The following is a 22,675-nucleotide window of genomic DNA, read 5'->3' on the forward strand; positions in this document are numbered from 1 at the left end:
TCGTGACGGCGCGCCCGGACTGCCCCAGGCTGACCGGATGCACGGAAGACCCCTGAAGCTGGCCGCGCTCACCGCCGGCCTGTCCCTCGCCCTGGCCGTCCCCGCCTTGGCCGAGCCTGCCCACGCGCAGCCGTGGCAGCTCGTCGGCCCGAACAGCGCCGGCGGCCACCTCGCGTTCACGCCCGACGCCCCGGCGCGGCTGTACGTGCTGCCCGACAGCGGCCGCGCCGTCTACCGCACCGACGACCACGGCGACACCTGGACCACGCCAGGTCCGTTGGGCGCCAACGGCACCGCGATCGCGGCCGACCCGCGCGAAGGGTCCGTCGTCTACGTCGCCGCCACCGACCCGGCCACGGGCACGGGCGAGGTGCTGCGCAGCGACGACGCGGCGCGCACATTCCGCTCCGTCGCCACGAGTCCGGGACTGCTCGCATCCGTGGTGGTGTCGCCGTCAGGCGAGGACGTGTTCGCGGCGGGCGACGACGGCGTGCTCACCAGCACCGACCACGGCCGCCACTGGGCGAAACTCCCGGGCGCACCGGCGGGCGTCACCGACCTCGCTCTCGACGGCGACCACCTGTTCCTCAGTACCAGCAGCGAAATCCACGTCGTCGACAACGCGCTGAGCCACCCGCGCGCGCCGCGCAAGCTCTCGGTGCCCGGCGCATCGTATTTCTCGAACCTGGCCGCGGCGGACGGCGTCGTCGTCGGCTCGGGTGTGCTCGGCAGCGGCGTGCTCTCCACCGACGGCGGCCGGACTTTCCGCACGCTGACCGGTCCGTGGGGCGCTGACGACGCGATGGCGTTCACCGGGCTGACCTCCGCCGGCGAGCTCGAGGTCCAGTCCATCGCCTCGCCGCAGCCAGACGGCAGCGCCGGCGCCCGCGACGTCTGGGTCAGCCGCGACCGCGGCCGCACGTGGACCGACTACCCGGCCGCGACCGGTGCGATCGACCTCTATTCCGAGATCGGCAGCTTCCCCGACCGCCCGCGCGAGCAGGTCGTGGCAGCGGCCGCGGGGATCTTCACCACGCGGGACTCGGTGACGTTCCGGCGCATCGGCGTGCCCGACACCGAGGTCAACGCGCTCGCGAGCGTCGGCCCGGCGCTCGTCGCGGCCACGCGCAGTGGCACCTACCGCTCGACGGCGCCGTTCGCGGCGCATCTCGCGCGTGGCTACCAGGACTGGGGCTGGACCGGCCAGGCCCCGCACACCTTGGGCAACTCGATCGGCGCGCTCGCGACGGTGTCGGCCAAGGCCGTGCTGCGGCTGCGCCAAGGCTACTGCGAGGTCGACTGCTTCACCGTCGAACACTCCGGCGACGGCGGCAGCACCTGGCAGCAGTTCGCGACCGTGCCCGGCAACTCCCGCGCGCTCGCCGTCGACCCGCGCGACCCGAACACGGTCTACGCGGGCAGCTACCTCACTCCCGCCGTCTACACGAGCCACGACGGCGGCCGCACGCTGACGCAGCACGCGCTCGCCGGCCTCGACGGCGTGCAGTCGATCGCCGTCGACCCGCGCTCCCGCGGTGCCGTGTGGATCGGCGACGTCACCGGCCTCTACCGCAGCACCGACGGCGGCACCACTGCGCAGAAGCTCTTCGACGGCGAGGTCGCCCACGTGACCGTCGACCCGCGCGACGCCCGCCACGTCGTGGTCACCGGCGCCGGCTTCGTCAAGGTCAGCACCGACGGCGGCGCCACCTTCCGCCCCGCGGCCGGCCTCGGCACGGCCGGCTACTCCGATGCCGCCTTCACCCGCGACGGCACCCTCTACGTCTCCTCCGCCGACAAGTACGAACCCGGCGCCGGCGTCCTCCTCAGCCACGACGGCGGCCGCCACTTCACCAAGCTGCCCACCCAACCGGCCGACCACGACGTCCGCACCCTCCTGCCCTCGGCCGACGGCCACTGGCTCCTCGCCGGCACGGGCGCGGGCGTCTACCGCCTGCCCCTGCACTGATCCGCGGGGCCGGGTGTCCGCCGTGGACACCCGGCCCCGGTCCTCAGTGGACAGTCAGCCGTCGAGCCAGCCGAGTTTCGCGACCTGCCACGCGAGCTGCATCCGGCTCTGCGCGTCCGCCCGCTGCATCAGATCCTGCAACCGCCGCTGAACCGTCCGGTGGCTCACCCCGAGGTGCTTCGCTATCGACTTGTCGCTCACGCCGCCGACGAGCAGCGACAGCAGCCGACGCTCGTCGGGCGACAACTGCGCGTCGGCAGGAACGCCGTCGATGCGCAGGGGAGACGCGCGTTCCCAGTAGCTCTCGAACAGCGCCACCAGCGCGGTCACCAGGCTGCTGCCCAGCACGAGCGCGGCGGTCGGCTCGCCCGTGGCCTCGTCGTCGGCGAGTGGGCACAGTGCGAGTGCCCGGTCGGCCACGGCGAGGCGCACTGGCAGCTTCGCGATCGTGCGCGCCCGTTCGCCCAGGCGGATGCCTTCGGCGAGGCCCGCGATCGCGCCCGGTTCTTCGAGCAGCGCGGTCTCGTACAGCACCCGGAAGCGCACGCCGCGGGCCAGGGCGCGGAACTCCTCGTCGTTGTCGGCGGCGGGCATGGCGATCGGTGCTTCGCGGCAGAACCACAGCACCTCCTCGCGCGCGTCGCGCTGGAGGCTCAGTGCCTGCTGCCGGATCGCCTCCGCGCCGGTGACGACCTCGACCAGCCGTGACGAATCGCGCCGCCGCGCGCTGTCGCGGTACTGCTCGGCCAGCTCCGTGACGGCGGCGCGGGCGCGTTCGAGCTCCGACTGACCGTGGCGCAGCAACGGCCCGAGCGAGACGTCGGGCGGCGCCGGCACGTAGTGCTCGCCGGTGCGGCTCACGAGCCGTTTGGCCACGAGCGAGCCGAGCACCCGCTCGGCTTCGGCCACGGTGAGCCCCAGCCTCGTGGCCACTTCGCCGGCCGCGGCGCGGTAGCCACCCACGAGCACACGGAACACCCGCTCCTCGTCGGCGGTCAGGCCGAGCGCTTCGAGCACCGCACCTCCTCGCGCACGTCAGCGGAACCGCGTCCGGACATCCAACCCGGGGCACCGAGGGCCTATCGCGCGGGGTTCGGCGGCCCCGTCTCCGGCGGGGTCACGGCGGCGAGCGCGTCGACGAGGCCGTGGCCGTAGAAGCCGTTGTAGCTGTCGTAGCCGGCGCAGTAGGCGTCCTGGGTGCCGTCGCCGGTGAGGTCGTAGTCGTCGGGGCACGGCATGGGCGTGGCCGCCGTCTCCAGGGCGCGGCGCAGGTCGGCGGCCGACATGCCGGGGTGCGCCGACTTCAGCAGCGCCAGCACGCCCGCGACGTGGGGCGCGGCCATCGACGTGCCGCACAACGGTGCGTAGCCCCCGGGCACGGTGGACACCACGCAGCGCCCGGCCTCGCCGCCGGGTGCGGTGACATCCACCACACCGAGGCCGTACGAGCTGTAACCGGCCTTCACACGGTCCGCCCCCACGGCCGACACCGCCACCACGTCACGCAGGCCCGCCGGCAGCGCTTCGCATTTCGCGGCCCCGGCCGTCGGCACGCCCGAGTGGGCCGACGGCGTCAGGTCCACGGCCTCATTGGTCGCCGCCGCGACGTTCAGCGTCCCGGCAGACGTGGCGTACTCCACCGCGCGCGCCAGCACCTCGTGGACGACACCGCGGTCGTCGCCGCGCACGCACGACAGGGACCACGGGTTCACGAACCAGCTGCTGTTGGTCACGGGCAGGTGGTGCGCCGCCGACCACATCAGCCCGCACACCGCGGCCTCGGGATCGGCGTAGCCGCGGTCGTCGATCACCTTCACCGACGCGATCCGCACGCCGGGCGCCACGCCCGTCACGCCCTTGCCGTCGTCGGCCGCGGCGATGATGCCGGCCACGTGCGTGCCGTGTACCGACGTCGTGGGCTGCCAGGCCGCCGGTCGCGGATCGGGGACGCCCGTGAGGCAACCCGCGGAGTCGGCCGGGTCCATCGCCGCGGCGAGGTCGGGGTGGCGCGGGTCGACGCCGGAGTCGAGCACGCCGACCACCACGTCGCGGCTGCCTTCGCTCACCTGATGCGCGACGGCCGCGTCGACCATCTTCATGTCCCACTGCTCACCCGACAGGTCGGCCGTGGACACCTGCGCCGGGTCGCTCAGGTGCAGCTCGGCACGCGCGGGCTGCGGCGGCACCGCGTCGCCGCTCGCGCGCTGAGTCGCCAGCCGGGTGCCTTGCGCGCTGAACGCGCGGTCGAGCCCGATATTCGACCCGAAGTCCGGATCATCCGAAGTAACGACACCGACGGCGATCTGCGGGTAGTACCCGGACGAGTGACCGCAGGCGGTTTCCACCTGCTCGCGTGCGGAGTCTTCGGAGGTGCCCCGGTCGAAGGCGACGACGTAGCGCAAGGTTCGCCCGGACGGGTGGCAGCTCGGCTCGTCCGCGCTCGCCGGGCCGGCGGCGAGGCACCCGGAGAGCGCCGCGACGAGGCACACGGCCGCGCGCAGCGGCCGCGCCAGCAGGGACACCGGACCTCCTACCGGACGCAGGAAACGCCGGGCACCCGCGCGCACGCGTGCCCGAGCCGCACGGTAACCAGGCTGGGGCGGCGGGACAAGCGGAACGGCCAAGTTCGCACCGCCCACGGCACGCCCGAGTGGCCGCGCAAGGCACCGACTACACCGGGTGCACCCCCGGGTGTGGGATACTCACGTCGACCGCCTCGACGACGGGCATCCTGCCTGCGTCGTGAGTGGTCCGGAGGAGTGCCGGACCGGCACCACTCGCGTCGCCCCCGGGAGGCCGGGCAGCTCGACGTGGTGGGGCTGGCCCGTGAGGGGTCGGAGCCAGGCCGGCGCGCCGCCGAGGAGACCTGACCGTGCCCGGTTCGCCGAACCCCGGTGGACCGCGCGGTTTGCCACGCAAGGATTCCCGCCGCTGGTCACCACCACGGCGGGCACGGAACAGAAAGGGCCCCTGCGCGGCCGCGTCATGACCGGTGAGAACCGGCAGACGCGCCCGGGGGCGGAGGAGACACATGTCGAACGCGGACACACCCGCCGATCAGACCGGCGGGAATACCGCCGCACCCGTGACCAGTCAGCTGGGGGAGCTGCCGCCGCGCATACGCGTGCACGCGCTCGCCAAGCTGCTTGGCTCCAGCAGCCGCGACCTGCTCGCCAAGCTGGCCGAGCTGGGCGAGAGCCCCCGCAGCGCGCAGTCGAGCGTGACGCGCGAGGTCGCGGTCAAGGTGGCCGAGGCGCTCGCCCCGGCCGAAGCGGCCGAGAGCGCGCCCGAGGTCACTGCGGCCACCGAGAGCACCGTGACCCCTGAGGTCGCCGAGGTCACTGAGCAGCCGGCTCAGCCCGAACCCGTCCAGGCCGAAAGCGCCGAGACCACCGAGCAGCCCGCCGAAGAGCAGGCCGCCCCCGCGCAGCGCGAGCCGCGCCGCCGCGTCCGCCGGGCCGCCGTGCCCGCGGTCGTCGTGAGCGACCCGCCCGCGGAGATCGAGGCCGAGGAGCCGGCGCAGGCCAAGCGCCCGGTGCACGTGCCGGTGTTCGCCGCGCCGTCACCGGTCTTCCTGCCGCCGGAGCCCGAGCCCGCCGGCGAGCGGCCCGCGCGCAGCCGGCCCGCGCCGGTGTTCGGCGTCGGCCCGAAGCCGGTCGCCGAGGAAGCGCCGGCCGAGGACGAGCAGGCCGAGGACACCACGGGCGAGGACACCGACGATCGCTCCGACGACGACGAAGACGGTGCAGCCGGTCGTCGCCGGCGTCGTCGCGGCCGCCGTGGCCGCGGCCGGGGCAAGGGCGGCGACGAGGGCGGCGCCGAAGACGACGAGCCCGCCGACGAGCCGGACCGCAAGCGCGGCGCGGCGAAGCAGGACGACAAGCAGGCCGACAAGCCCGAGAAGCAGGCTGACAAGTCCGACAAGGCCGACTCCGAGCAGGGCGAGCAGACCGAGTCCGAGGACTCGTCCGGCGAAGCCGATGCCGACGGCGACTCCGACGGCGAGGGCGGCAGCCGCCGCCGGCGCCGTCGCCGGCGGCGCAAGGGCGGGGACGACGACGGGTCCGACGCGACCACCGACGACCCGCCCAACACCGTCACCCACGTGCGCCAGGCGAAGGCCGAGCAGCCTGAGCGCCCGGCGCGCGACGAGGTGCGCAGCGTGCGCGGTTCCACGCGCCTGGAGGCCAAGCGCCAGCGCCGCCGCGACGGCCGCGAGGCCGGCCGCCGCCGCGCCCCGATCCTGTCGGAGGCCGAATTCCTCGCCCGCCGCGAGTCGGTGGAGCGCACGATGGTCGTCGCCGAGAAGGGCGACTCCACGCAGATCGCGGTGCTCGAGGACGGCGTGCTCGTGGAGCACTTCGTCACCTCGGCCGGTACCGGGTCGATCGTGGGCAACGTCTACCTCGGCCGCGTGCAGAACGTGCTGCCGAGCATGGAGGCCGCGTTCATCGACATCGGCCGCGGCCGCAACGCCGTGCTCTACGCCGGCGAGGTCGACTGGGACGCCGCCGGCCTGGAGGGCAAGGCCCGCAAGATCGAGCAGGCCCTGTCCACCGGCGACAGCGTGCTCGTGCAGGTCACGAAGGACCCGGTCGGGCACAAGGGCGCCAGGCTGACCACGCAGATCTCGCTGCCGGGCCGCTTCCTGGTCTACGTGCCGGCCGGCGGAGCCACGGGCATCTCGCGCAAGCTGCCGGAGAACGAGCGGCGCCGCCTCAAGGACATCCTCAAGCGGATCGTCCCCGAGGACGCGGGCGTGATCATCCGCACCGCGTCGGAGGGCATCGTCGAGGAGGAGCTCGACCGCGACGTCCGGCGCCTCAAGGTGCAGTGGGACGTCATCAAGGAGAAGGCCGACGCCGGTGCCGCCAAGAAGGGCGGCGCGCCGACCATGCTCTACGAGGAGCCCGACCTGCTGGTGAAGGTCGTGCGCGACCTGTTCACCGAGGACTTCGCCAAGCTCGAGGTGCAGGGCGGCAAGTCGTTCGACACGATTCACTCGTACGTGGAGCACGTGGCCCCGGACCTGGCCGACCGGCTCAAGCGCTACACCGGCACCGGCGACGTGTTCGCCGACCACCGGATCGACGAGCAGATCACGAAGGCGCTCGACCGCAAGGTCTGGCTGCCCTCGGGTGGTTACCTCGTCATCGACCGCACCGAGGCGATGACGGTGATCGACGTCAACACCGGCAAGTTCACCGGCTCGGGCGGCAACCTCGAGGAGACGGTGACGCGCAACAACCTGGAGTCGGCGGAGGAGATCGTCCGCCAGCTGCGGCTGCGCGACATCGGCGGCATCATCGTGATCGACTTCATCGACATGGTGCTCGAGTCCAACCGCGAGCTGGTGCTGCGCCGCCTCACCGAGTGCCTCGGCCGCGACCGCACGCGCCACCAGGTCGCCGAGGTCACGTCGCTGGGTCTGGTGCAGATGACCCGCAAGAAGATCGGCACGGGCCTGCTCGAGGCGTTCTCCACGCCGTGTGAGCACTGCAAGGGCCGCGGGGTCATCGTGTCCACCGAGCCGCAGCGCACCGGTGGTGGCGGCAACGGCGGTGGCAACAGTGGCCACAACCACGGCAACGGCGGCGGCGGCGGGGACACCAAGAGCTCCCGTCGCTCGCGCGGCCGCGGCAAGGGCGACGAGCAGCAGGCCGAGCACACCAAGGTCGCGGAGCCGACCCCGGCGCCCACGCCGGAGCAGCGCGAGTCCGTGGTGTCGGCCGTGCAGGCGATGGTGAACGCGTCGAAGGCGGCCCACAAGGGCGAGCACGAGGGCGAGCCGGAGCCGCACGTCGAGGACGAGCCGAAGCCGCTGGCCGAGGCCGTGAAGACGGTGGAGACGGCGCAGGAGACGGCGGCCCCGGCCGCCGAGACCCCCGCGCCGGCCGTCGAGGAAGCGACTCAGCCGGTTGAGACGGTTGAGAAGACCGAGGTTGCCGAGACCGCTGAGGCGGCTGCGTCGACTTCGGAGACCGAATCCGAGGTCGAGGTGCCGGCTCCGGCCACGCGCCCCACCCGGCGCCGGTCGCGCCGAGCGGCGTCACGCCCGGCGGGTCCGCCGGTGCACGCCTCGGAGCAGAGCTGAAAGACCACGTAGGGGACCCCGGTGTCCATCCACCGGGGAACCTCACGTAACCTGTAGTACGGCCTGCCACCAGAGCAGGCCGCTGCGCGAGCACTTGGACCGCCTCCGGGCGGGCCGTCCGCGCCAGCCCCCCACCCGATTGCCTAGTAGTTACAGGGCCGAGTTAATGCAGGAGACTTCCGTGTCGGCGTACGCGATCGTCAAGACCGGCGGCAAGCAGTACAAGGTGGCCGTCGGCGACGTCGTCGAGGTCGAGAAGCTCGAGGGCGAGCCGGGCACCGAGCACACCTTCCCCGCCGTGCTGTTCGTGGACGGTGGCGAGGTCACCACGGACGCCGACGCGTTGGCGAAGGTCTCGGTTACCGGCAAGGTCGTGGAGCAGACCAAGGGTCCGAAGATCCGGATCCACAAGTTCAAGAACAAGACCGGCTACCACAAGCGCCAGGGTCACCGGCAGAAGCTGACCCGCGTTGAGGTCACCGGTATCTCCAAGTAGTTCTTCGGATCTTCGTAGACTCCAGAAAGAGGCTTGAGCGATGGCTCACAAGAAGGGCGCGTCCAGCTCCCGCAACGGTCGCGATTCCAACGCCCAGCGGCTGGGCGTGAAGCGCTACGGCGGCCAGGAAGTGAACGCCGGCGAGATCCTGATCCGCCAGCGTGGCACCAAGTTCCACCCCGGCGTGAACGTCGGCCGTGGCGGCGACGACACGCTGTTCGCGCTCGCCGCCGGTGCGGTCGAGTTCGGCACCAAGCGTGGCCGCAAGACGGTCAACATCGTGCCGACCGCTGTCGAAGCCTGATCTTCCGGCTTTCGACACGCACGATCTTCTGACGAGGGGTGGAGCCGGAATATCCGGCACCACCCCTCGTTTGTCTTGTTCGTACCTTTTCTTCGCGAGTGAATAGAGGCAATGTCATGGCGTCCCGGTTCGTGGACCGAGCGGTGATCCACCTGACCGCCGGTGACGGGGGGAACGGATGTGCCTCCGTGCACCGCGAGAAGTTCAAGCCCCTCGGTGGCCCGGACGGGGGCAACGGCGGCAACGGCGGTGACGTGACGCTGGTCGTCGACCCGAACGTGCACACGCTGCTCGACTTCCACTTCCGCCCCCACGCCAAAGCGGGCAGCGGCAAGATGGGCATGGGCAGCAACCGCAACGGCGCCGCGGGCGAACCGCTGGAGATGAAGGTGCCGTCCGGCACCGTCGTCTTCACGGAGGACGGCGAGCTCGTGGCCGACCTCGTATCGCCCGGCACCACGTTCATCGCGGCCCAGGGCGGCCGCGGCGGGCTCGGCAACGCGGCGCTCGCGTCGAAGGCCCGCAAGGCCCCCGGGTTCGCGCTGCTGGGCGAGCCCGGCGAGTCGCGCAACCTGGTGCTGGAGCTGCGTTCGGTCGCCGACGTCGGCCTGCTCGGCTTCCCGAGCGCGGGCAAGTCGTCGCTGATCTCCGTGCTCTCGGCCGCGAAGCCGAAGATCGCCGACTACCCGTTCACCACGCTCGTGCCGAACCTCGGCGTGATCACCGCCGGCTCCACCGTGTTCACGATGGCCGACGTGCCGGGCCTGATCCCGGGCGCGTCGGAGGGCAAGGGCCTGGGCCTGGACTTCCTGCGCCACATCGAGCGCTGCGCCGTGCTGGTGCACGTGGTCGACTGCGCGACGCTGGAGCCGGGCCGGGACCCGGTGTCCGATGTGGACGCTCTCGAAGAGGAGCTCGCCAAGTACACCCCGGGCCTGGGCGGCAAGCTCGACGAGCGCCCGCGCGTGGTGGTGCTCAACAAGATCGACGTGCCGGAAGCCGCCGAGCTGGCGGAGTTCGTGCGGCCCGAGTTCGAGGCGCGCGGCCTGCAGGTGTTCGAGATCTCGACGGCCTCGCGCAAGGGCCTGCGGGAGCTCACCTTCGCCCTGGCGAAGGTCGTGGAGGAATACCGCGAGGCGCAGCCGGTGCTGGAGCAGCAGCGCATCGTCCTGCACCCGCTGGCCGTCGACGACAGTGGCTTCACCGTCTCTGCCGACCCGGAGGAAGAGGGCGCGTTCATCGTCCGCGGTGCCCGCCCCGAGCGCTGGATCCGGCAGACGAACTTCGCCAACGACGAGGCCGTCGGCTACCTCGCCGACCGGCTCAACCGTCTCGGCGTCGAGGACGCGCTCGCGAAGAAGGGTGCGAAGCCGGGCAGCCCGGTCACGATCGGCGACGTGCAGTTCGAGTGGGAGCCGTCGTCACCCAGCGTCGCGGTGCACCTGTCCGGACGCGGCACCGACGTACGGCTGGAGAAGAGTGACCGCGTCGGCGCGGCGGAGCGCAAGGAAGCCCGCCGGATCCGTCGTGACGGGACCGGGGAGGACGAGTCGTTCTCCCCCGAGGAGTCCGACTCGGCCTCCGCCGACCATGCGGAGGACCCCGACGACGATCTGGAGGAACTGGACCGGTGAGCGGCACGCGCGTCGAGATCGCCGAAGCCCGCAGGCTCGTCGTCAAGGTCGGTTCGTCCGCGCTGACGACCGCCGGCAACGGCCTGGACGTCGAGCGGCTCGACGCGTTGGTCGACGCCATCGCGGCGCGCGCGGCCCGCGACTGCCAGATCGTGCTCGTGTCCTCGGGTGCCATCGGCGCCGGCCTCGCGCCGCTGTCGCTGGGCAAGCGCCCGCGTGACCTCGCCACGAAGCAGGCGGCGGCGAGCGTCGGGCAGCTCGCGCTGGCCCACGCGTACGCGGAATCGTTCGGCCGGTACTCGCTCACCGTCGGCCAGGTCCTGCTGACGTCCGACGACGTGGTGCGCCGCGCGCACTACCGCAACGCGCAGCGCACGTTCTCACGGCTGCTCGCCCTCGGCGCCGTGCCCGTGGTGAACGAGAACGACACCGTGGCCACGCAGGAAATCCGCTTCGGCGACAACGACCGCCTCGCCGCCCTCGTCGCCCACCTCATCGGCGCCGACGCGCTGATCCTGCTGTCCGATGTGGACGGCCTCTACGACGGCGATCCCCGCGACGGCGCCACGCGCAAGATCGCCGAGGTGCTGAGCGAGTCCGATGTGGAGGGCATCTCCGTCGGCATGTCCTCCTCGGGCCTCGGCACCGGCGGCATGGTCTCGAAGCTCGCGGCCGCCCGCACCGCCGCGGGCGCCGGCATTCCCGTGCTGCTCGCCGCTGCCGTCGACGCCGCGGGCGCCCTCGGTGCGGCCGACGTCGGCACGGTCTTCGCGCCCGCCGACACCCGCCTGTCCGCGCGCCGCTTCTGGCTCGGCTACGCCGCCGACTCGTCCGGCCGCCTCCGTCTTGACGACGGCGCCGTGGCCGCGATCCTGCGCCGCCGCTCGCTGCTGGCGGCCGGCATCATCGGCGTGCTCGGCAAGTTCGAGGCGGGTGACGTTGTGGACCTCGTTGATGCCAAGGACGTTCCCGTCGCTCGCGGTGTGGTCGCCTTCGATGCGGGCGAGCTGCCGGATCTGATCGGCCGGTCGAGCCACGAGGTCCCCGTGGAGCACCGCCGTGAGGTCGTCCACGCGGACGATCTCGTGCCGCTGCGCCGTTAGGCCCCACCTCGACCTTGGTGGCACACCGGGTCCGAAGTGGACAGCGGTCAGCCGTTCGTCTTGGCCAGCCCCGCGGGCGTGTCGCGATCTCCCGCCACGGCGGTGTGCGGCACGGCGGCTTCGAGCCGGGCGAGGTCGGCTTCGCTGAGCGAGACGCCCGCGGCGGCCGCGTTCTCCTCCAGGTACTTCCGCCGTTTGGTGCCCGGGATCGGCACGACGCCGTGGCTCATCACCCAGGCCAGGGCGACCTGGCCCGGGGTCACGCCCTTCTCCTCGGCGAGCGCGCGAACCCGGTCCACCAGCACGAGGTTGGCCGAGATGTTCTCCGGCGAGAACCGCGGGAGCCCGCGCCGCGCGTCGCCGGGGGCGAGGTCGTCGACGCTGCGGATCGTGCCGGACAGGAAGCCGCGGCCGAGCGGCGAGAAGGCGACGAACCCGATGCCCAGCTCGTCGACGACGGCCTTCACGCCGTTGGCCAGGGCCTCCTGGCTGAACAGGGAGAACTCCGACTGCAGCGCGGTGATCGGGTGCACCGCGTGGGCGCGGCGGATCGTGGCCGGCGCCGCCTCGGACAACCCGAGGTAGCGCACCTTGCCCTCCTGCACGAGGGCGGCCATGCCGCCGACAGTGTCCTCGATCGGCGTCGCCGGGTCGACCCGGTGCAGGTACAGCAGGTCGATCCGGTCGGTCCCGAGGTGGCGAAGGGACCGTTCGACGGCCTTGCGGGCGTACTCCGCGCTTCCGTTCGGACCGTGGAAGGTGCCGTCGTCGTCGATTTCGGTGGCGAACTTGGTCGCGAGCACGAGCTCGTCGCGCCGGTGCCCGAGCGCGCGGTGGATCAGCTTCTCGTTCTCGAACGGGCCGTAGGCCTCCGCGGTGTCGATCAGCGTGATCCCGAGGTCGGCCGCGTGGCGGAGAGTGGCGATCGACTCTTCGTCGTCACGGTTCCCGTAGAACGCGCTCATCCCCATCGCGCCGAACCCCTCGGCCGAGACTTCCAGGCCTTGGCCGCCGAGTTTCCTCATCCGCATGTTCTTCGCCCCTTTGTGCTCGGCAAGCAGACCGTCGCCGACACGCTGCGCGCGCTGATGGCGCAGGCGCAGGTGGACCCCGCGTTCGGCGACCGCTTCCGTGAAGATTTCCTGCTGCGCCGGCGCGAGGTGCTGGGTCGGATCGTCGACCGCGCGGCCGGGCGCGGCGAGCTTCCCGCCGGCGTCTCCCGCGAAACCCTGATCGACGTCGTGTTCGGCACCCTCTGGTACCGCCTGCTCGCCACCCGCACGCCGGTCGGCCCGGAGCTCGCCGACGAGCTGGTGGCGCTGGTCGTCAGGGCTTGAGCGCGCGCACGATGCGGGCCAGCTGCTCCGCGTAGCCTTCGGCGAACTCGGCCGAGCCCGGATCCTGGCCGGTGAGCGCGCGGGCGACGCGCGGGAACGCGAGCGACGCGCTGGCCGCGGCCATCAGCACGAGCATCAGCGCCGCCGGGTCGACGTCGGCCGGGAAGTCGCCGGCTTCCTGACGCGCGCGGACGTAGCCGAGCTGGCGCTGGAGGAACTCGCGCTGGGCTTCGACACCGATGGCGTCCGGCTCGCCGTCGGTGAGGTTCTCCCAGAGGAACAGGCGGCCGAGGTCGGCGTCGGCGAGACCCGAGCGCACGAACTCGGCGGCGACGTCCGCCAGCTCGCGATCCGGCGCGGCGATCGTGGTGAAGCTGTCGAAGACCGGGCGGTTCAGCTCGGTGTACAGGCCTTCCTTGCCGCCGAAGTAGTACGAGATCAGCTGCTTGTTCACGCCCGCCCGCTTGGCGATCTCGCCCACGCGCGCCGCCGCGTAGCCCAAGCTGGCGAACTCCACCTTGGCCGCCTCGAGAATGCGCGCCTTCGTGCGCTCGGGGTCGCGCTGACGTTCGCGCGGCGCACGGCGGGGGCTGTTCTCGGGCACGGGATCAGCCTAGTCGATGACTCAATCATCTTTGCGGTTGACTTAATCATCCGTCCGGATAATTATGGAACAGTCCGAGAGGGGAAGACCATGAACTTGCGAGTTGCCGTCGTCGGCGGCGGGACGGGTGGCCTGTGCCTGGCCCACGGCCTCGTCCGGGCCGGCGTCGAAGTGGCGGTGTATGAGCGCAGCCGCACGCGGACCGAGCGGCTGCAGGGTTATCGCGTGCACATCGATCCGCACGGGGCGGCCGCGTTGCACGAGTGCCTGCCGTCCGACGCGTGGCAGAGATTCCTTGCGACGACGGGGGAAAGTGCCCACGAGTTCGCGTTCGTCACAGAGCAGTTGCGCGAGCTGGCCGTGATGCGCGAACCGGACGCGGCGGATCCGGCGAACGCCCACCACTCCGTGAGCCGGATTTCGCTGCACCAGGTGCTGTCCACGGGTCTCGACGGAATCCTGTGGCACGACAAGGACTTCGTGCGGTACGAGCCTGGGCCGAAGGGGGTGACGCTGCACTTCGCGGACGGCACCACAGCGGACGCCGATCTCGTCATCGGCGCGGACGGTGCGAACTCCCGGGTGCGTGCGCAGCTCCTGCCGCACGCGCGGCGGGTGGACACCGGGATCGTCGTTATCGCCGGCAAGTACCCGGTCAGCGGTGACTTCGGGCGCTTCACGGCCGGGCCAAACTACGTGCTGCCACCGCCAGGGGCCGGGATGTTCACCACGCCGCACTTGTTCCCGCAGGTGGCGGTGAACGACGAGACGGCGGCCGTCGACCCGGTACTGTTCGAGAACACCGGGAGCTACGTGATGTGGGGCTACGGCGCGCGGGCACGGCGGTTCCCCTCTGGACTGTCCGAACTGGACGGTGGTGGGCTGCGCGAGACCGTCCTGGAACTGACTCGGGGCTGGCATCCCGATCTCGTCTGCCTCGTCGAGGAGTCACCCGACGGTTCGGTGAGCCGCCTGCCGATCCTCACGTCGATTCCCGTCAAGCCGTGGGAGCCCGGCCCGGTGTCGCTGCTCGGCGACGCGGTGCACAGCATGACGCCGTTCCGCGGGATCGGGGCCAACACGGCGTTGCGCGACGCGCAGTTGTTGTGCCGCAAGCTTTCCGCGGGTGGTGACGTGCGCGTGGCCGTAGGGGAGTACGAGCGCGAGATGCGGAAGTACGGGTTCAAGGCGGTGCGCACGTCGGCGCGCAGTGCCGAGCAGTTCGTGTCGGAGAGCCGGCTCGGACGGGTGGCGACGCGGGGGATGTTCCGGGCGATGGGGGCGGTCGCGAAGCTGCGGGGTTGAGGCTCGGTGCCGCAACCCCGCAGCCGGTCAGAGCCGGCGCGGCGCTTCGATGCCGAGCAGTTCGAGGCCGAGCACGAGCGTGCGCGACGTGAGCGTGGCCAGCTGCACCCGCGAGGCCCGCAGTTCCGGCGTCTCGGCGGTGAGAACCGGGCACTGCTCGTAGAAGCGGGAGAACGTCACGGCCGTCTCGTAGAGGTACGTACACAGCTTGTGCGGCGCGTACGCGCTGGTCGCCGAGCGGAGGGCCTCGCCGAATCGCAGCAGCGTGAGGGCGAGGGCGCGTTCGGCCGGCTCGGCCAGGGTGACGGGCGCGCCAGTGCTCTGGTCCCCCGCCTTCGCGAGGATCGACTCGATCCGCGCGTGCGCGTACTGCAGGTAGACCGACGTGTTGCCGTCCTTGGCCAGCATCCGATCCCAGTCGAACACGTAGTCGCGCTCACGGTCGCCGGAGAGGTCGGCGTACTTCACCGCGCCGATGCCGACGGCGCGCGCCACCTCGCGCTGTTCGGCCTCGCTGAGCTCACTGCGTTCGGCGACGACGTCGGCGGCCTGCGCGACGGCCTCGCCGAGCAGGTCGGCGAGCTTGATCGTCTCGCCGGCGCGTGTGCGCATCACTTTGCCGTCGGCGCCGAGCACGGAGCCGAAGCCGATGTGCTCGGCGTGCACTCCGTCGAGCCAGCCCGCGGCGCGGCAGACGGCGAAGAGCATCGCGAAGTGCTGGGCCTGCGGCGTGCCGACGACGTAGAGCAGGTCGGTGGCGCCACGTTCGGTGGTCCAGTACTTCGCGGTGGCGAGGTCGGTGGCCGCGTAGCCGTAGCCACCGTCGCGCTTGCGCACGATCAGCGGCAGCCGGTCGCCTTCGCGGTTGTGGAAGCCTTCGGGGAACACGCAGACGGCGCCGTCGCTGAGCTCGGTGAGCCCGTCGGCCTCCAGCTCGTCGACGACCTTGGCGAGGTATGGGTTGTAGAAGCTCTCACCATAGATGTCTTCGTCGGTGAGGGTGATGCCGAGCAGGTGGTAGACCTCGTTGAAGTGGCGGGTGGACTCGTCGACGAGCCCCTGCCACGTGGCGAGCGTCTCGGTGTCGCCGCTCTGCAGCTTCACGACGCGCTCGCGCGAGCGGGTGGCGAACGCTTCGTCGGAGTCGAACTTCCGGCGCGCGGCTTGGTAGAACTCGTTGAGGTCGCCGATGCCGCTGGGCCCGGCGGGCGGTTCGTCGAGCAGGTGCTCGATAAGCATGCCGAACGGGGTGCCCCAGTCGCCGAGGTGGTTGTGGGGCAGCACTTCGTGGCCCGCGAAGCGAAGCAGCCGCACGATCGCGTCGCCGATCACCGACGAGCGCAAGTGGCCGACGTGCATTTCCTTGGCGACGTTGGGGCTGCTGTAGTCCAGCGCGATGCGCCGCGGTTCCGTGGCGGGCTCGACGCCGAGCCTCGGGTCGCTGCCGAGCGCGTTGACGCTGCTTTCGAGCCATCCGCGGCGGAGCACGAAGTTGAGGAAGCCGGGTCCGGCGATCTCCGGCGGCTCGGCGAGGTCGGTGATCTCGAGGTGCTCGACGATGGCCGCGGCGACTTCGCGCGGTGGGCGGCCGAGGCGTTTGCCCAGGCTCATCGCGAGGTTGCACTGGTAGTCCACGCCGTCGCGGGTCGAGACGGTGATGAGCGCGTCGGCCGGGGCGATGTCGACGTCGAGCGCGCGGTGGAGGGCGTCCACCACGCGTCGGGCGAGTTCCTCACTAACCTCGGGCTTGCGCACGGTGTCCCTCCTTCGCGTAGTCGATTCGCCGCAGCGTAGCGACTCGGCCGAAGCGGGCTCGAAGGGATTACCGCAGTTCGCTGCCCTTCGTCTCGGGGAGGCGCAGCACCACGAGGAACGCGATGGCCGCGGCGACCGCGACGTACCAGAAGAACACCGTGGCCGCGCCGGCCGCGGACAGCGCGCTGAGCACCAGCGGCGCGGTCCCGCCGAACAGCGCGACGGTGAGGTTGTACCAAGCCCCGATGCCCAGTCCGCGCAGCTCGGTGGGGAAGAGCTCGCTCATGATCGCGGGCGCGAGCGACGTCATCGCCGTGTAGAGGCCCAGCCCCACGCAGAACACCACGAGCAGCCCGCCGAGCCCGGGCCGCACGAGGAACGACAGCGGCACGATCACCAGCGCCGTCGCGCCCGACCACACGAGCAGCTGCGGCCGGCGCCCGGCGCGGTCGGCGAGAGCGCCCATCGGGTACTGCAGCGCCACGAACAGCGCGGTGGCGATCGAGAGCGCGAGGAACACGTCGACGTCGCTCGCCCCGCGAGTCTTCACGGCGAAGGAGGTGAGGGCGCTGAAGAAGGTGTAGTAGCAGAGCGTGGACAGCATCGTGAAGCCCACGAGCTGCCCGACGGCCTTGGGGTGGTGCGTCAGCGTGGTCAGCAACGGCCGCTCGACGCGCCGCGCCTGCTCCTTCTTCTGTTCGAACAGCTCGGTTTCCGCGAGGCTGCGCCGCAGCCACAGCCCGACGAGCCCCAGTACCCCGCCCAGCAGGAACGGGATCCGCCAGCCGAACGACGCGAGCTGCGCCTTGTCCATCGTCCGCGCCAGCACGAACCCCAGCACGGTCGCGATCAGCACCGCCGACCCGGTGGAGATGTAGAAGAACGACGAGTACCGCCCGCGCCTCTTCGCCGGTGCGATCTCCCCGAGGTACGCCGACGCGTTCGACACCTCGCCACCCAGCGAAATCCCCTGCGCCACCCTTGCGAGCAGCAACAGCACCGGCGCGAGCCAGCCCACCTGCGCGAACGTCGGCAGCACCCCGATCGCCACCGAACCGCCCGCCATGAGCGCGATGGTCAGGATCATCGCCGGCTTGCGCCCGTGCACGTCGGCGAACCGCCCGAGCAGCACCCCACCCAGCGGCCGGAAGAAGAACGCGAGCGCGTAGGTGGCGAACGTGTTGATCAACGCCAGCGCTTCGTTGCCGGAGGGGAAGAACGCACCCGCGAAGTAGATGCTGAACGTCGCGTAGATCGTCCAGTCGAACCACTCCAGCGCATTCCCGGCACTGGCGGCGAACAACTTCCGCACCGGCAACCGGTGCCTCGTCGCGACCTCCGCCGTCGATCCGGCCATGGCGACCTCCACGTCCCGCTCGGGTGGAAGGGCACTGTGCCAGAAATGACCGGAGATCGGTAGTTCTTCACCGACCTGAAGCGGTTCTGGTTGGACGTCTTCGCTGGTCTGGACCCGTGGTCGCGACCGTGCTCCCCGAGCCAGGAGGGTGCCGGCCAAACCGAAGGGCAACCCCGCCTTCGCGCCCACCGCCAGACCACCGCGGCTGCCGGCAGCGGTGGTGGCCGGTGGTCGTCCCGTGAGCGGCGGGGTGGTCGCCCCGTGGAGTTGCGGTTGCGGGCGGGTAGCGCCTCCGCCTGTCACCGTCGCCGCGCAGCTTGTCGGGTCGTGCGGGGCAAGAGGAGCTGGCTTATGCGAAGGGCAACACCGCCTTCGCGCCCGCCGCGAGACCTACCGGGGCTGCCAGGCAGCGGTGGTGGTCGCCCCGTGAAGTGCGGTCCGCGGTTGCGGGCGGGTAACGACTCCGCCTGTCACCGTCACCGCGCAGCTTGTCGGGTCGTGCGCGGGGTCAGGAGGTGCTGGCCAATGCGAAGGGCAACACCGCCTTCGCGCCCGCCTTGCGGAGGAGGCGGGAAGCCAGGGTCATGGTCCAGCCGGTGTCGATGACGTCGTCCACGAGGAGGATGGGGCCGGGGGTCTCCGCGATGCGGGTGGCGACGTCGGCGGGCAGGGAGAGGCGCTGCCAGAGGTCGGCGAGGCGCTGGGCGCTGTTGGCCTGCCGCGGGGGTGGGCCGGCGGAGTCCAGCGTGCCGAGGTGCTCCAGACGGCCGATGGTCGCGAGCCGCTCCGCGAGGTTCGCCACCAAGACCGGCCGGGTCGCCGACGGCACGGCCACGACGGCCGTCGGGCGCTCCGCCCACGGCCACGCCGCCAGGACCTTCACGCAGGCCTGGAACACCGAATCCGGAACCACGTCGTCCACCGCGCCCGGCCCGACGAGCTCGCGCAGCCGCGAACCCCAGCCGACGTCGGTGAGGCGGCCCAGCACCTGGCCCGGCTCGGCCTGCTCGGTGGCGGCGATGCGGCCCGACAACGGCACGTCGAGCCCCTTCATCCCGCTGGGCCACTGCTTGCGCGGCGCCACCTCGACGCCCGGCCGGTCCAGCCGTTCGCGCGTGGCGCCCACGACCTCCTCCGACACCGCGGTGTCCCAGTGCTGCCCGGTGCAGTTGTCGCAGCGGCCGCACGGCGCCGCGTCCGGGTCGTCGAGCTGGCGGCGCAGGTACTCCATGCGGCAGCCGGTGGTGGAGATGTAGCCGAGCATCGCCGACTGCTCGGCCTCGCGCGCTTTCGCGACCCGGGCGTAGCGGTCGCGGTCGTACTGCCATTCCTGGCCCGTGCTCTCCCAGCCGCCGCGCACGCGCCGGACCGCGCCGTCGACGTCGAGCACCTTCAGCACCATCTCCAGCCGCGAGCGCGACAGCTCCACGGTCGGCTCCAGCGCGGCAGTCGACAGTGGACGGTCGGCGTACGCGAGCGAGTTCAGCACCTGCGACACCCGCAGCTCGTCGGGGAATGCCAGCGAGCCGAAGTACGCCCAGATCGCCTTGTCCTCGCGGCCCGGCAGCAGCACGACCTCCGCGCGCTCCACACCACGGCCCGCGCGCCCGACCTGCTGGTAGTAGGCGATCGGCGACGACGGCGCACCCAGGTGCACCACGAACCCGAGGTCCGGCTTGTCGAAGCCCATCCCGAGCGCCGATGTGGCCACGAGCGCCTTGACCCGGTTGGCCAGCAGGTCGTCTTCCGCTGCCTGGCGGTCGGCCGGGTCGGTCTTGCCCGTGTACGCCGCCACCGGGTAGCCGCGCTCGCCGAGCAGCGCCGCGACGTCGTGGGCCGCCGCGACCGTGAGCGTGTAGATGATGCCGGACCCGGGCAGCTCGGCCAGGTTCTCGGCGAGCCACGCCAGGCGCGCCTGGTCGGTCGGAAGTTCGGCCACGGCCAGCCGCAGGCTCTCGCGGTCGAGCGGACCGCGCAGCACGAGCGTGTCGCCGCCGGTGCCGATGCCCAGCTGGTCGGCGACGTCGGTGGCCACGCGGTCGTTGGCCGTCGCCGTCGTGGCCAGCACCGGCACGCCGTCGGGCAGGTCGCCCAGCAGCGTGCGCAGCCGGCGGTAGTCGGGCCGGAAGTCGTGGCCCCAGTCCGAGATGCAGTGCGCCTCGTCGACCACGAGCAGCCCGGCGCTCGCGGTGAGCTTCGGCAGCACGGCGTCGCGGAAATCGGGGTTGTTGAGCCGTTCGGGGCTCACCAGGAGCACGTCGACGTCGCCGGCGACGACCGACGCCTGCACCTGGTCCCACTCCTGCGCGTTGGCCGAGTTGATCGTGGCCGCGTGAATCCCGGCGCGCGCGGCCGCCGAGATCTGGTTGCGCATGAGCGCGAGCAGGGGCGAGACGATGACGGTCGGACCGGCGCCTTGCTCGCGGAGCAGGGCCGTGGCCAGGAAGTACACGGCCGACTTGCCCCACCCGGTGCGCTGCACGACGAGCGCGCGCCGGTGGTGGGCGACGAGGGCCTCGATCGCCGTCCACTGGTCTTCGCGCAGGGTCGCGGTTTCGCCGGCGAGCGACCGCAGCAGGGCCTCGGCACGCTCGCGAAGGGCTTCGGTGGTGTCCACGTCCCCGGTCTACCCCATGCGGCCGACAGAACGGGAGCCGGACGGGGCGCGAACGGACCACTCACGACCGAATACGCACAGTTATGTGATTCAAGTCACAATCAAGACTCGCGTAAGGCATTCGGCATTCCCGGCTCTCCTCGGCAACCGGTGCCTCTCGGGGGAGGTGACCGGTCGCCCGGCGATGCCCCCTTGACTGCCGGAGCGTGGCGCGCGGGCCCGGCCTCCTCCTGGGGAGCGGGAAGGCCGGGTTCGCGCGTTGCCAATCCGGCCGAAAGAAGGCGGGCACCCGACCGGACGCTTCCGCGCCCGGCAACTGTTCCCGCCGTGGCTGTGGCCGGGTTGGTAACGAGCAGCACAGCACGCACATCGCAGCCCGGATGGGCAGGTCTCGCGCGCCCGCGCGTATTAGGCTCACCGGCTATGTCACCACGCCGGATCGGGGTCATGGGCGGCACGTTCGACCCCGTGCACCACGGTCACCTCGTCGCGGCCAGCGAGGTCCAGTCGCGCTTCGCGCTGGACGAGGTCATCTTCGTCCCGACCGGGCAGCCGTGGCAGAAGTCCGAGCGCGTCGTGACCCGCGCCGAGGACCGCTACCTGATGACAGTGATCGCCACCGCGTCCAACCCGGTGTTCTCCGTGAGCCGTGTCGACATCGACCGCGGCGGCCAGACCTACACCGTCGACACGTTGCGGGACCTGCACGAGGAGTACCCCGACGACCAGCTGTTCTTCATCACCGGCGCCGACGCGCTGGAGCAGATCCTCACCTGGCACAAGGCCGACGAGCTGTTCGACTTCGCGCACTTCATCGGCGTCACGCGCCCCGGCTACCGCCTCAACTCCCACCACCTGCCGAGCGGCAAGGTCAGCCTCGTCGAGGTCACGGCGATGGCGATCTCGTCCACCGCGTGCCGCGAGCGGGTGGAGCGCGGCGAGCCCGTCTGGTACCTCGTGCCCGACGGCGTGGTCCGCTACATCGCCAAGAAGGACCTGTACCGCAAAGACCGAGGTGAGTGACCGGGTACCCTCGTCCGGGCGTACCCCGAACCCTGAAGGAGCACTGTGGCAGCGACGTCCGAGGCACGAGAGCTGGCCGTCGCGGCCGCGCACGCGGCAGCCGACAAGCTGGCCAGCGACGTGGTCGTGCTGGACGTGTCCGACCAGCTCGTGATCACCGACGCTTTCGTGATCGCGTCCGCGGCCAACGAGCGGCAGGTCGGTGCGATCGTCGACAACGTCGAGGAGAAGCTGCGCATCGGCGGGCACAAGCCGGTCCGCCGCGAAGGTGCCCGCGAGGGCCGCTGGGTGCTATTGGACTACGTCGATGTCGTCGTCCACGTGCAGCACCAGGAAGAGCGCTCGTTCTACGGCCTGGAGCGGCTGTGGAAGGACTGCCCGCGCATCGAGGTCGAAGGGCTCGAGCCCGCCGCCGCGGCCGATCGCGACGCCGCCGCGGACAGCGCGGACGGTCTGGACGCGTGAGCCTGAAGCGGCTGCTGCTCTGGCGGCACGGCGAAACGGACTACAACGCCGCCGGTCGCATGCAGGGACACCTCGACTCCGCGCTGACCCCGGTCGGCTGGAACCAGGCGCGCTTCGCCGTTCCCGCGCTCGCGCGGTTCTCGCCCGATCTGGTGATCGCGTCGGACCTGCACCGCGCGACCGACACGGCCACCGTGCTCACCGAAGCGATCGGCGTGCCGCTGCGCATCGACAAGCGGCTGCGCGAGACGCACCTGGGCGAGTGGCAGGGCATGACCGGCCCCGAGGTCGACGCCGCGTACCCCGGTGAGCGCGACAAGTGGCGCACCGACGCCGCGTGGGCGCCGCCGGGCGGAGAGTCCCGAGTGGACGTCGCCGGGCGCGCGGGCGAGGTCGTGAACGACCTGCTGCAGCCGAATTCCGACGCCGGCGAGTCGGTGCTGCTCGCGTCGCACGGTGGTCTGATCGTGGCGCTCACGGCGAAGCTGCTTGGCCTGCCGATCGAGATCTGGCCGTCGCTCGGCGGGATCATGAACTGCCACTGGGTGGAGCTCGGCCGCCGCGATGGCGCCTGGCGGCTGTATGCGTACAACGCGGGGATCACCGGCTGAT

The 22,675-nt window shown here is 71.7% G+C and carries 18 protein-coding genes; 11 read left to right on the top strand and 7 right to left on the bottom strand.

The genetic code is table 11. From position 1 onward, the window contains the following. Positions 1–37 precede the first annotated feature (37 nt). Positions 38–1,969: a hypothetical protein gene (locus AB0383_RS37820; protein WP_366189835.1), complete on the top strand. Its 1,932-nt coding sequence runs from the start codon at positions 38–40 to the stop codon at positions 1,967–1,969. A gap of 54 nt (positions 1,970–2,023) precedes the next feature. Here AB0383_RS37820 and AB0383_RS37825 read toward each other — a convergent pair whose 3' ends face one another. Together AB0383_RS37825 and AB0383_RS37830 are read right to left on the bottom strand one after the other, a co-directional pair. Beyond that, on the bottom strand, positions 2,024–2,986 hold the full coding sequence (locus AB0383_RS37825) for a LuxR C-terminal-related transcriptional regulator (protein WP_366189836.1): 963 nt from the start codon (positions 2,984–2,986) through the stop codon (positions 2,024–2,026). A gap of 62 nt (positions 2,987–3,048) precedes the next feature. After that, complete coding sequence (locus AB0383_RS37830; RefSeq protein ID WP_366189837.1) at positions 3,049–4,491, bottom strand: S8 family serine peptidase; 1,443 nt, start codon at positions 4,489–4,491, stop codon at positions 3,049–3,051. 509 nt (positions 4,492–5,000) lie between these two features. Here AB0383_RS37830 and AB0383_RS37835 point away from each other — a divergent pair. The 5 genes from AB0383_RS37835 to proB all read left to right on the top strand — a co-directional run bounded on the left by AB0383_RS37835 (position 5,001) and on the right by proB (position 11,600). Further along, positions 5,001–8,063, top strand: coding sequence for a translation initiation factor IF-2 N-terminal domain-containing protein (locus tag AB0383_RS37835; RefSeq protein WP_366189838.1), 3,063 nt, complete (start codon positions 5,001–5,003; stop codon positions 8,061–8,063). Positions 8,064–8,244: 181 nt separating this feature from the next. Beyond that, positions 8,245–8,559 carry a 50S ribosomal protein L21 gene (rplU, locus tag AB0383_RS37840; protein WP_009081084.1) on the top strand — a complete coding sequence of 105 codons (315 nt, stop codon included), beginning with the start codon at positions 8,245–8,247 and terminating at the stop codon, positions 8,557–8,559. Positions 8,560–8,599: 40 nt separating this feature from the next. Continuing rightward, a complete protein-coding gene (gene rpmA, locus AB0383_RS37845; protein ID WP_364173061.1) occupies positions 8,600–8,863 on the top strand; it encodes a 50S ribosomal protein L27 in 264 nt (87 codons plus the stop codon). Positions 8,864–8,979: 116 nt separating this feature from the next. Beyond that, positions 8,980–10,497: a GTPase ObgE gene (gene obgE, locus AB0383_RS37850; protein ID WP_366189839.1), complete on the top strand. Its 1,518-nt coding sequence runs from the start codon at positions 8,980–8,982 to the stop codon at positions 10,495–10,497. After that, positions 10,494–11,600: a glutamate 5-kinase gene (gene proB, locus AB0383_RS37855; protein WP_364173055.1), complete on the top strand. Its 1,107-nt coding sequence runs from the start codon at positions 10,494–10,496 to the stop codon at positions 11,598–11,600. Before obgE ends, proB begins: the two co-directional genes overlap by 4 nt. A gap of 47 nt (positions 11,601–11,647) precedes the next feature. On the opposite strand, the gene AB0383_RS37860 is transcribed toward proB, so the two are convergent. Next, on the bottom strand, positions 11,648–12,631 hold the full coding sequence (locus tag AB0383_RS37860) for an aldo/keto reductase (RefSeq protein WP_366189840.1): 984 nt from the start codon (positions 12,629–12,631) through the stop codon (positions 11,648–11,650). On the opposite strand from AB0383_RS37860, the gene AB0383_RS37865 reads away from it, so the two are divergent. After that, positions 12,605–12,937, top strand: coding sequence for a TetR-like C-terminal domain-containing protein (locus tag AB0383_RS37865; RefSeq protein ID WP_366189841.1), 333 nt, complete (start codon positions 12,605–12,607; stop codon positions 12,935–12,937). The genes AB0383_RS37860 and AB0383_RS37865 overlap by 27 nt on opposite strands. Here the strand turns inward: AB0383_RS37865 and AB0383_RS37870 are convergent. Next, positions 12,927–13,541, bottom strand: a complete 615-nt coding sequence (locus AB0383_RS37870; RefSeq protein ID WP_364173046.1) for a TetR family transcriptional regulator — start codon at positions 13,539–13,541, stop codon at positions 12,927–12,929. The genes AB0383_RS37865 and AB0383_RS37870 overlap by 11 nt on opposite strands. A gap of 90 nt (positions 13,542–13,631) precedes the next feature. Here AB0383_RS37870 and AB0383_RS37875 point away from each other — a divergent pair, with 90 nt between their 5' ends. Next, positions 13,632–14,846 carry an NAD(P)/FAD-dependent oxidoreductase gene (locus tag AB0383_RS37875; protein WP_366189842.1) on the top strand — a complete coding sequence of 405 codons (1,215 nt, stop codon included), beginning with the start codon at positions 13,632–13,634 and terminating at the stop codon, positions 14,844–14,846. Positions 14,847–14,873: 27 nt separating this feature from the next. Here AB0383_RS37875 and argS read toward each other — a convergent pair whose 3' ends face one another. The 3 genes from argS to AB0383_RS37890 all read right to left on the bottom strand — a co-directional run bounded on the left by argS (position 14,874) and on the right by AB0383_RS37890 (position 20,575). Continuing rightward, positions 14,874–16,601 carry an arginine--tRNA ligase gene (argS, locus tag AB0383_RS37880; RefSeq protein ID WP_366189843.1) on the bottom strand — a complete coding sequence of 576 codons (1,728 nt, stop codon included), beginning with the start codon at positions 16,599–16,601 and terminating at the stop codon, positions 14,874–14,876. A 67-nt stretch (positions 16,602–16,668) separates the two neighbouring features. Further along, positions 16,669–17,958: an MFS transporter gene (locus AB0383_RS37885; RefSeq protein ID WP_366189844.1), complete on the bottom strand. Its 1,290-nt coding sequence runs from the start codon at positions 17,956–17,958 to the stop codon at positions 16,669–16,671. Positions 17,959–18,466: 508 nt separating this feature from the next. Next, complete coding sequence (locus AB0383_RS37890; protein ID WP_366189845.1) at positions 18,467–20,575, bottom strand: RecQ family ATP-dependent DNA helicase; 2,109 nt, start codon at positions 20,573–20,575, stop codon at positions 18,467–18,469. A 423-nt stretch (positions 20,576–20,998) separates the two neighbouring features. On the opposite strand from AB0383_RS37890, the gene nadD reads away from it, so the two are divergent. The 3 genes from nadD to AB0383_RS37905 are packed head-to-tail and all read left to right on the top strand — an operon-like array spanning position 20,999 to position 22,674. Next, positions 20,999–21,598 carry a nicotinate-nucleotide adenylyltransferase gene (gene nadD, locus AB0383_RS37895; protein ID WP_366189846.1) on the top strand — a complete coding sequence of 200 codons (600 nt, stop codon included), beginning with the start codon at positions 20,999–21,001 and terminating at the stop codon, positions 21,596–21,598. A gap of 45 nt (positions 21,599–21,643) precedes the next feature. Beyond that, positions 21,644–22,063 (top strand): ribosome silencing factor, encoded by a 420-nt coding sequence (gene rsfS / locus AB0383_RS37900; RefSeq protein WP_220242864.1) that lies wholly within the window; start codon positions 21,644–21,646, stop codon positions 22,061–22,063. Further along, positions 22,060–22,674: a histidine phosphatase family protein gene (locus AB0383_RS37905; RefSeq protein WP_354873980.1), complete on the top strand. Its 615-nt coding sequence runs from the start codon at positions 22,060–22,062 to the stop codon at positions 22,672–22,674. The genes rsfS and AB0383_RS37905 overlap by 4 nt, the downstream gene beginning before the upstream one ends. Position 22,675: the final 1 nt, after the last annotated feature.

Origin of the sequence: Amycolatopsis sp. NPDC051373, assembly GCF_040689465.1 — a bacterium.
Lineage (GTDB): Bacteria > Actinomycetota > Actinomycetes > Mycobacteriales > Pseudonocardiaceae > Amycolatopsis.

What these genes read in the sequence shown, in the direction of transcription:
- rpmA (WP_364173061.1), top strand. Translation starts at nt 8,600, where the DNA reads ATGGCTCACAAGAAGGGCGCGTCCAGCTCCCGCAACGGTCGCGATTCC.
- AB0383_RS37885 (WP_366189844.1), bottom strand. Translation starts at nt 17,958, where the DNA reads ATGGCCGGATCGACGGCGGAGGTCGCGACGAGGCACCGGTTGCCGGTG.
- obgE (WP_366189839.1), top strand. Translation starts at nt 8,980, where the DNA reads ATGGCGTCCCGGTTCGTGGACCGAGCGGTGATCCACCTGACCGCCGGT.
- AB0383_RS37820 (WP_366189835.1), top strand. Translation starts at nt 38, where the DNA reads ATGCACGGAAGACCCCTGAAGCTGGCCGCGCTCACCGCCGGCCTGTCC.
- nadD (WP_366189846.1), top strand. Translation starts at nt 20,999, where the DNA reads ATGTCACCACGCCGGATCGGGGTCATGGGCGGCACGTTCGACCCCGTG.
- AB0383_RS37860 (WP_366189840.1), bottom strand. Translation starts at nt 12,631, where the DNA reads ATGCGGATGAGGAAACTCGGCGGCCAAGGCCTGGAAGTCTCGGCCGAG.
- AB0383_RS37835 (WP_366189838.1), top strand. Translation starts at nt 5,001, where the DNA reads ATGTCGAACGCGGACACACCCGCCGATCAGACCGGCGGGAATACCGCC.
- AB0383_RS37875 (WP_366189842.1), top strand. Translation starts at nt 13,632, where the DNA reads ATGAACTTGCGAGTTGCCGTCGTCGGCGGCGGGACGGGTGGCCTGTGC.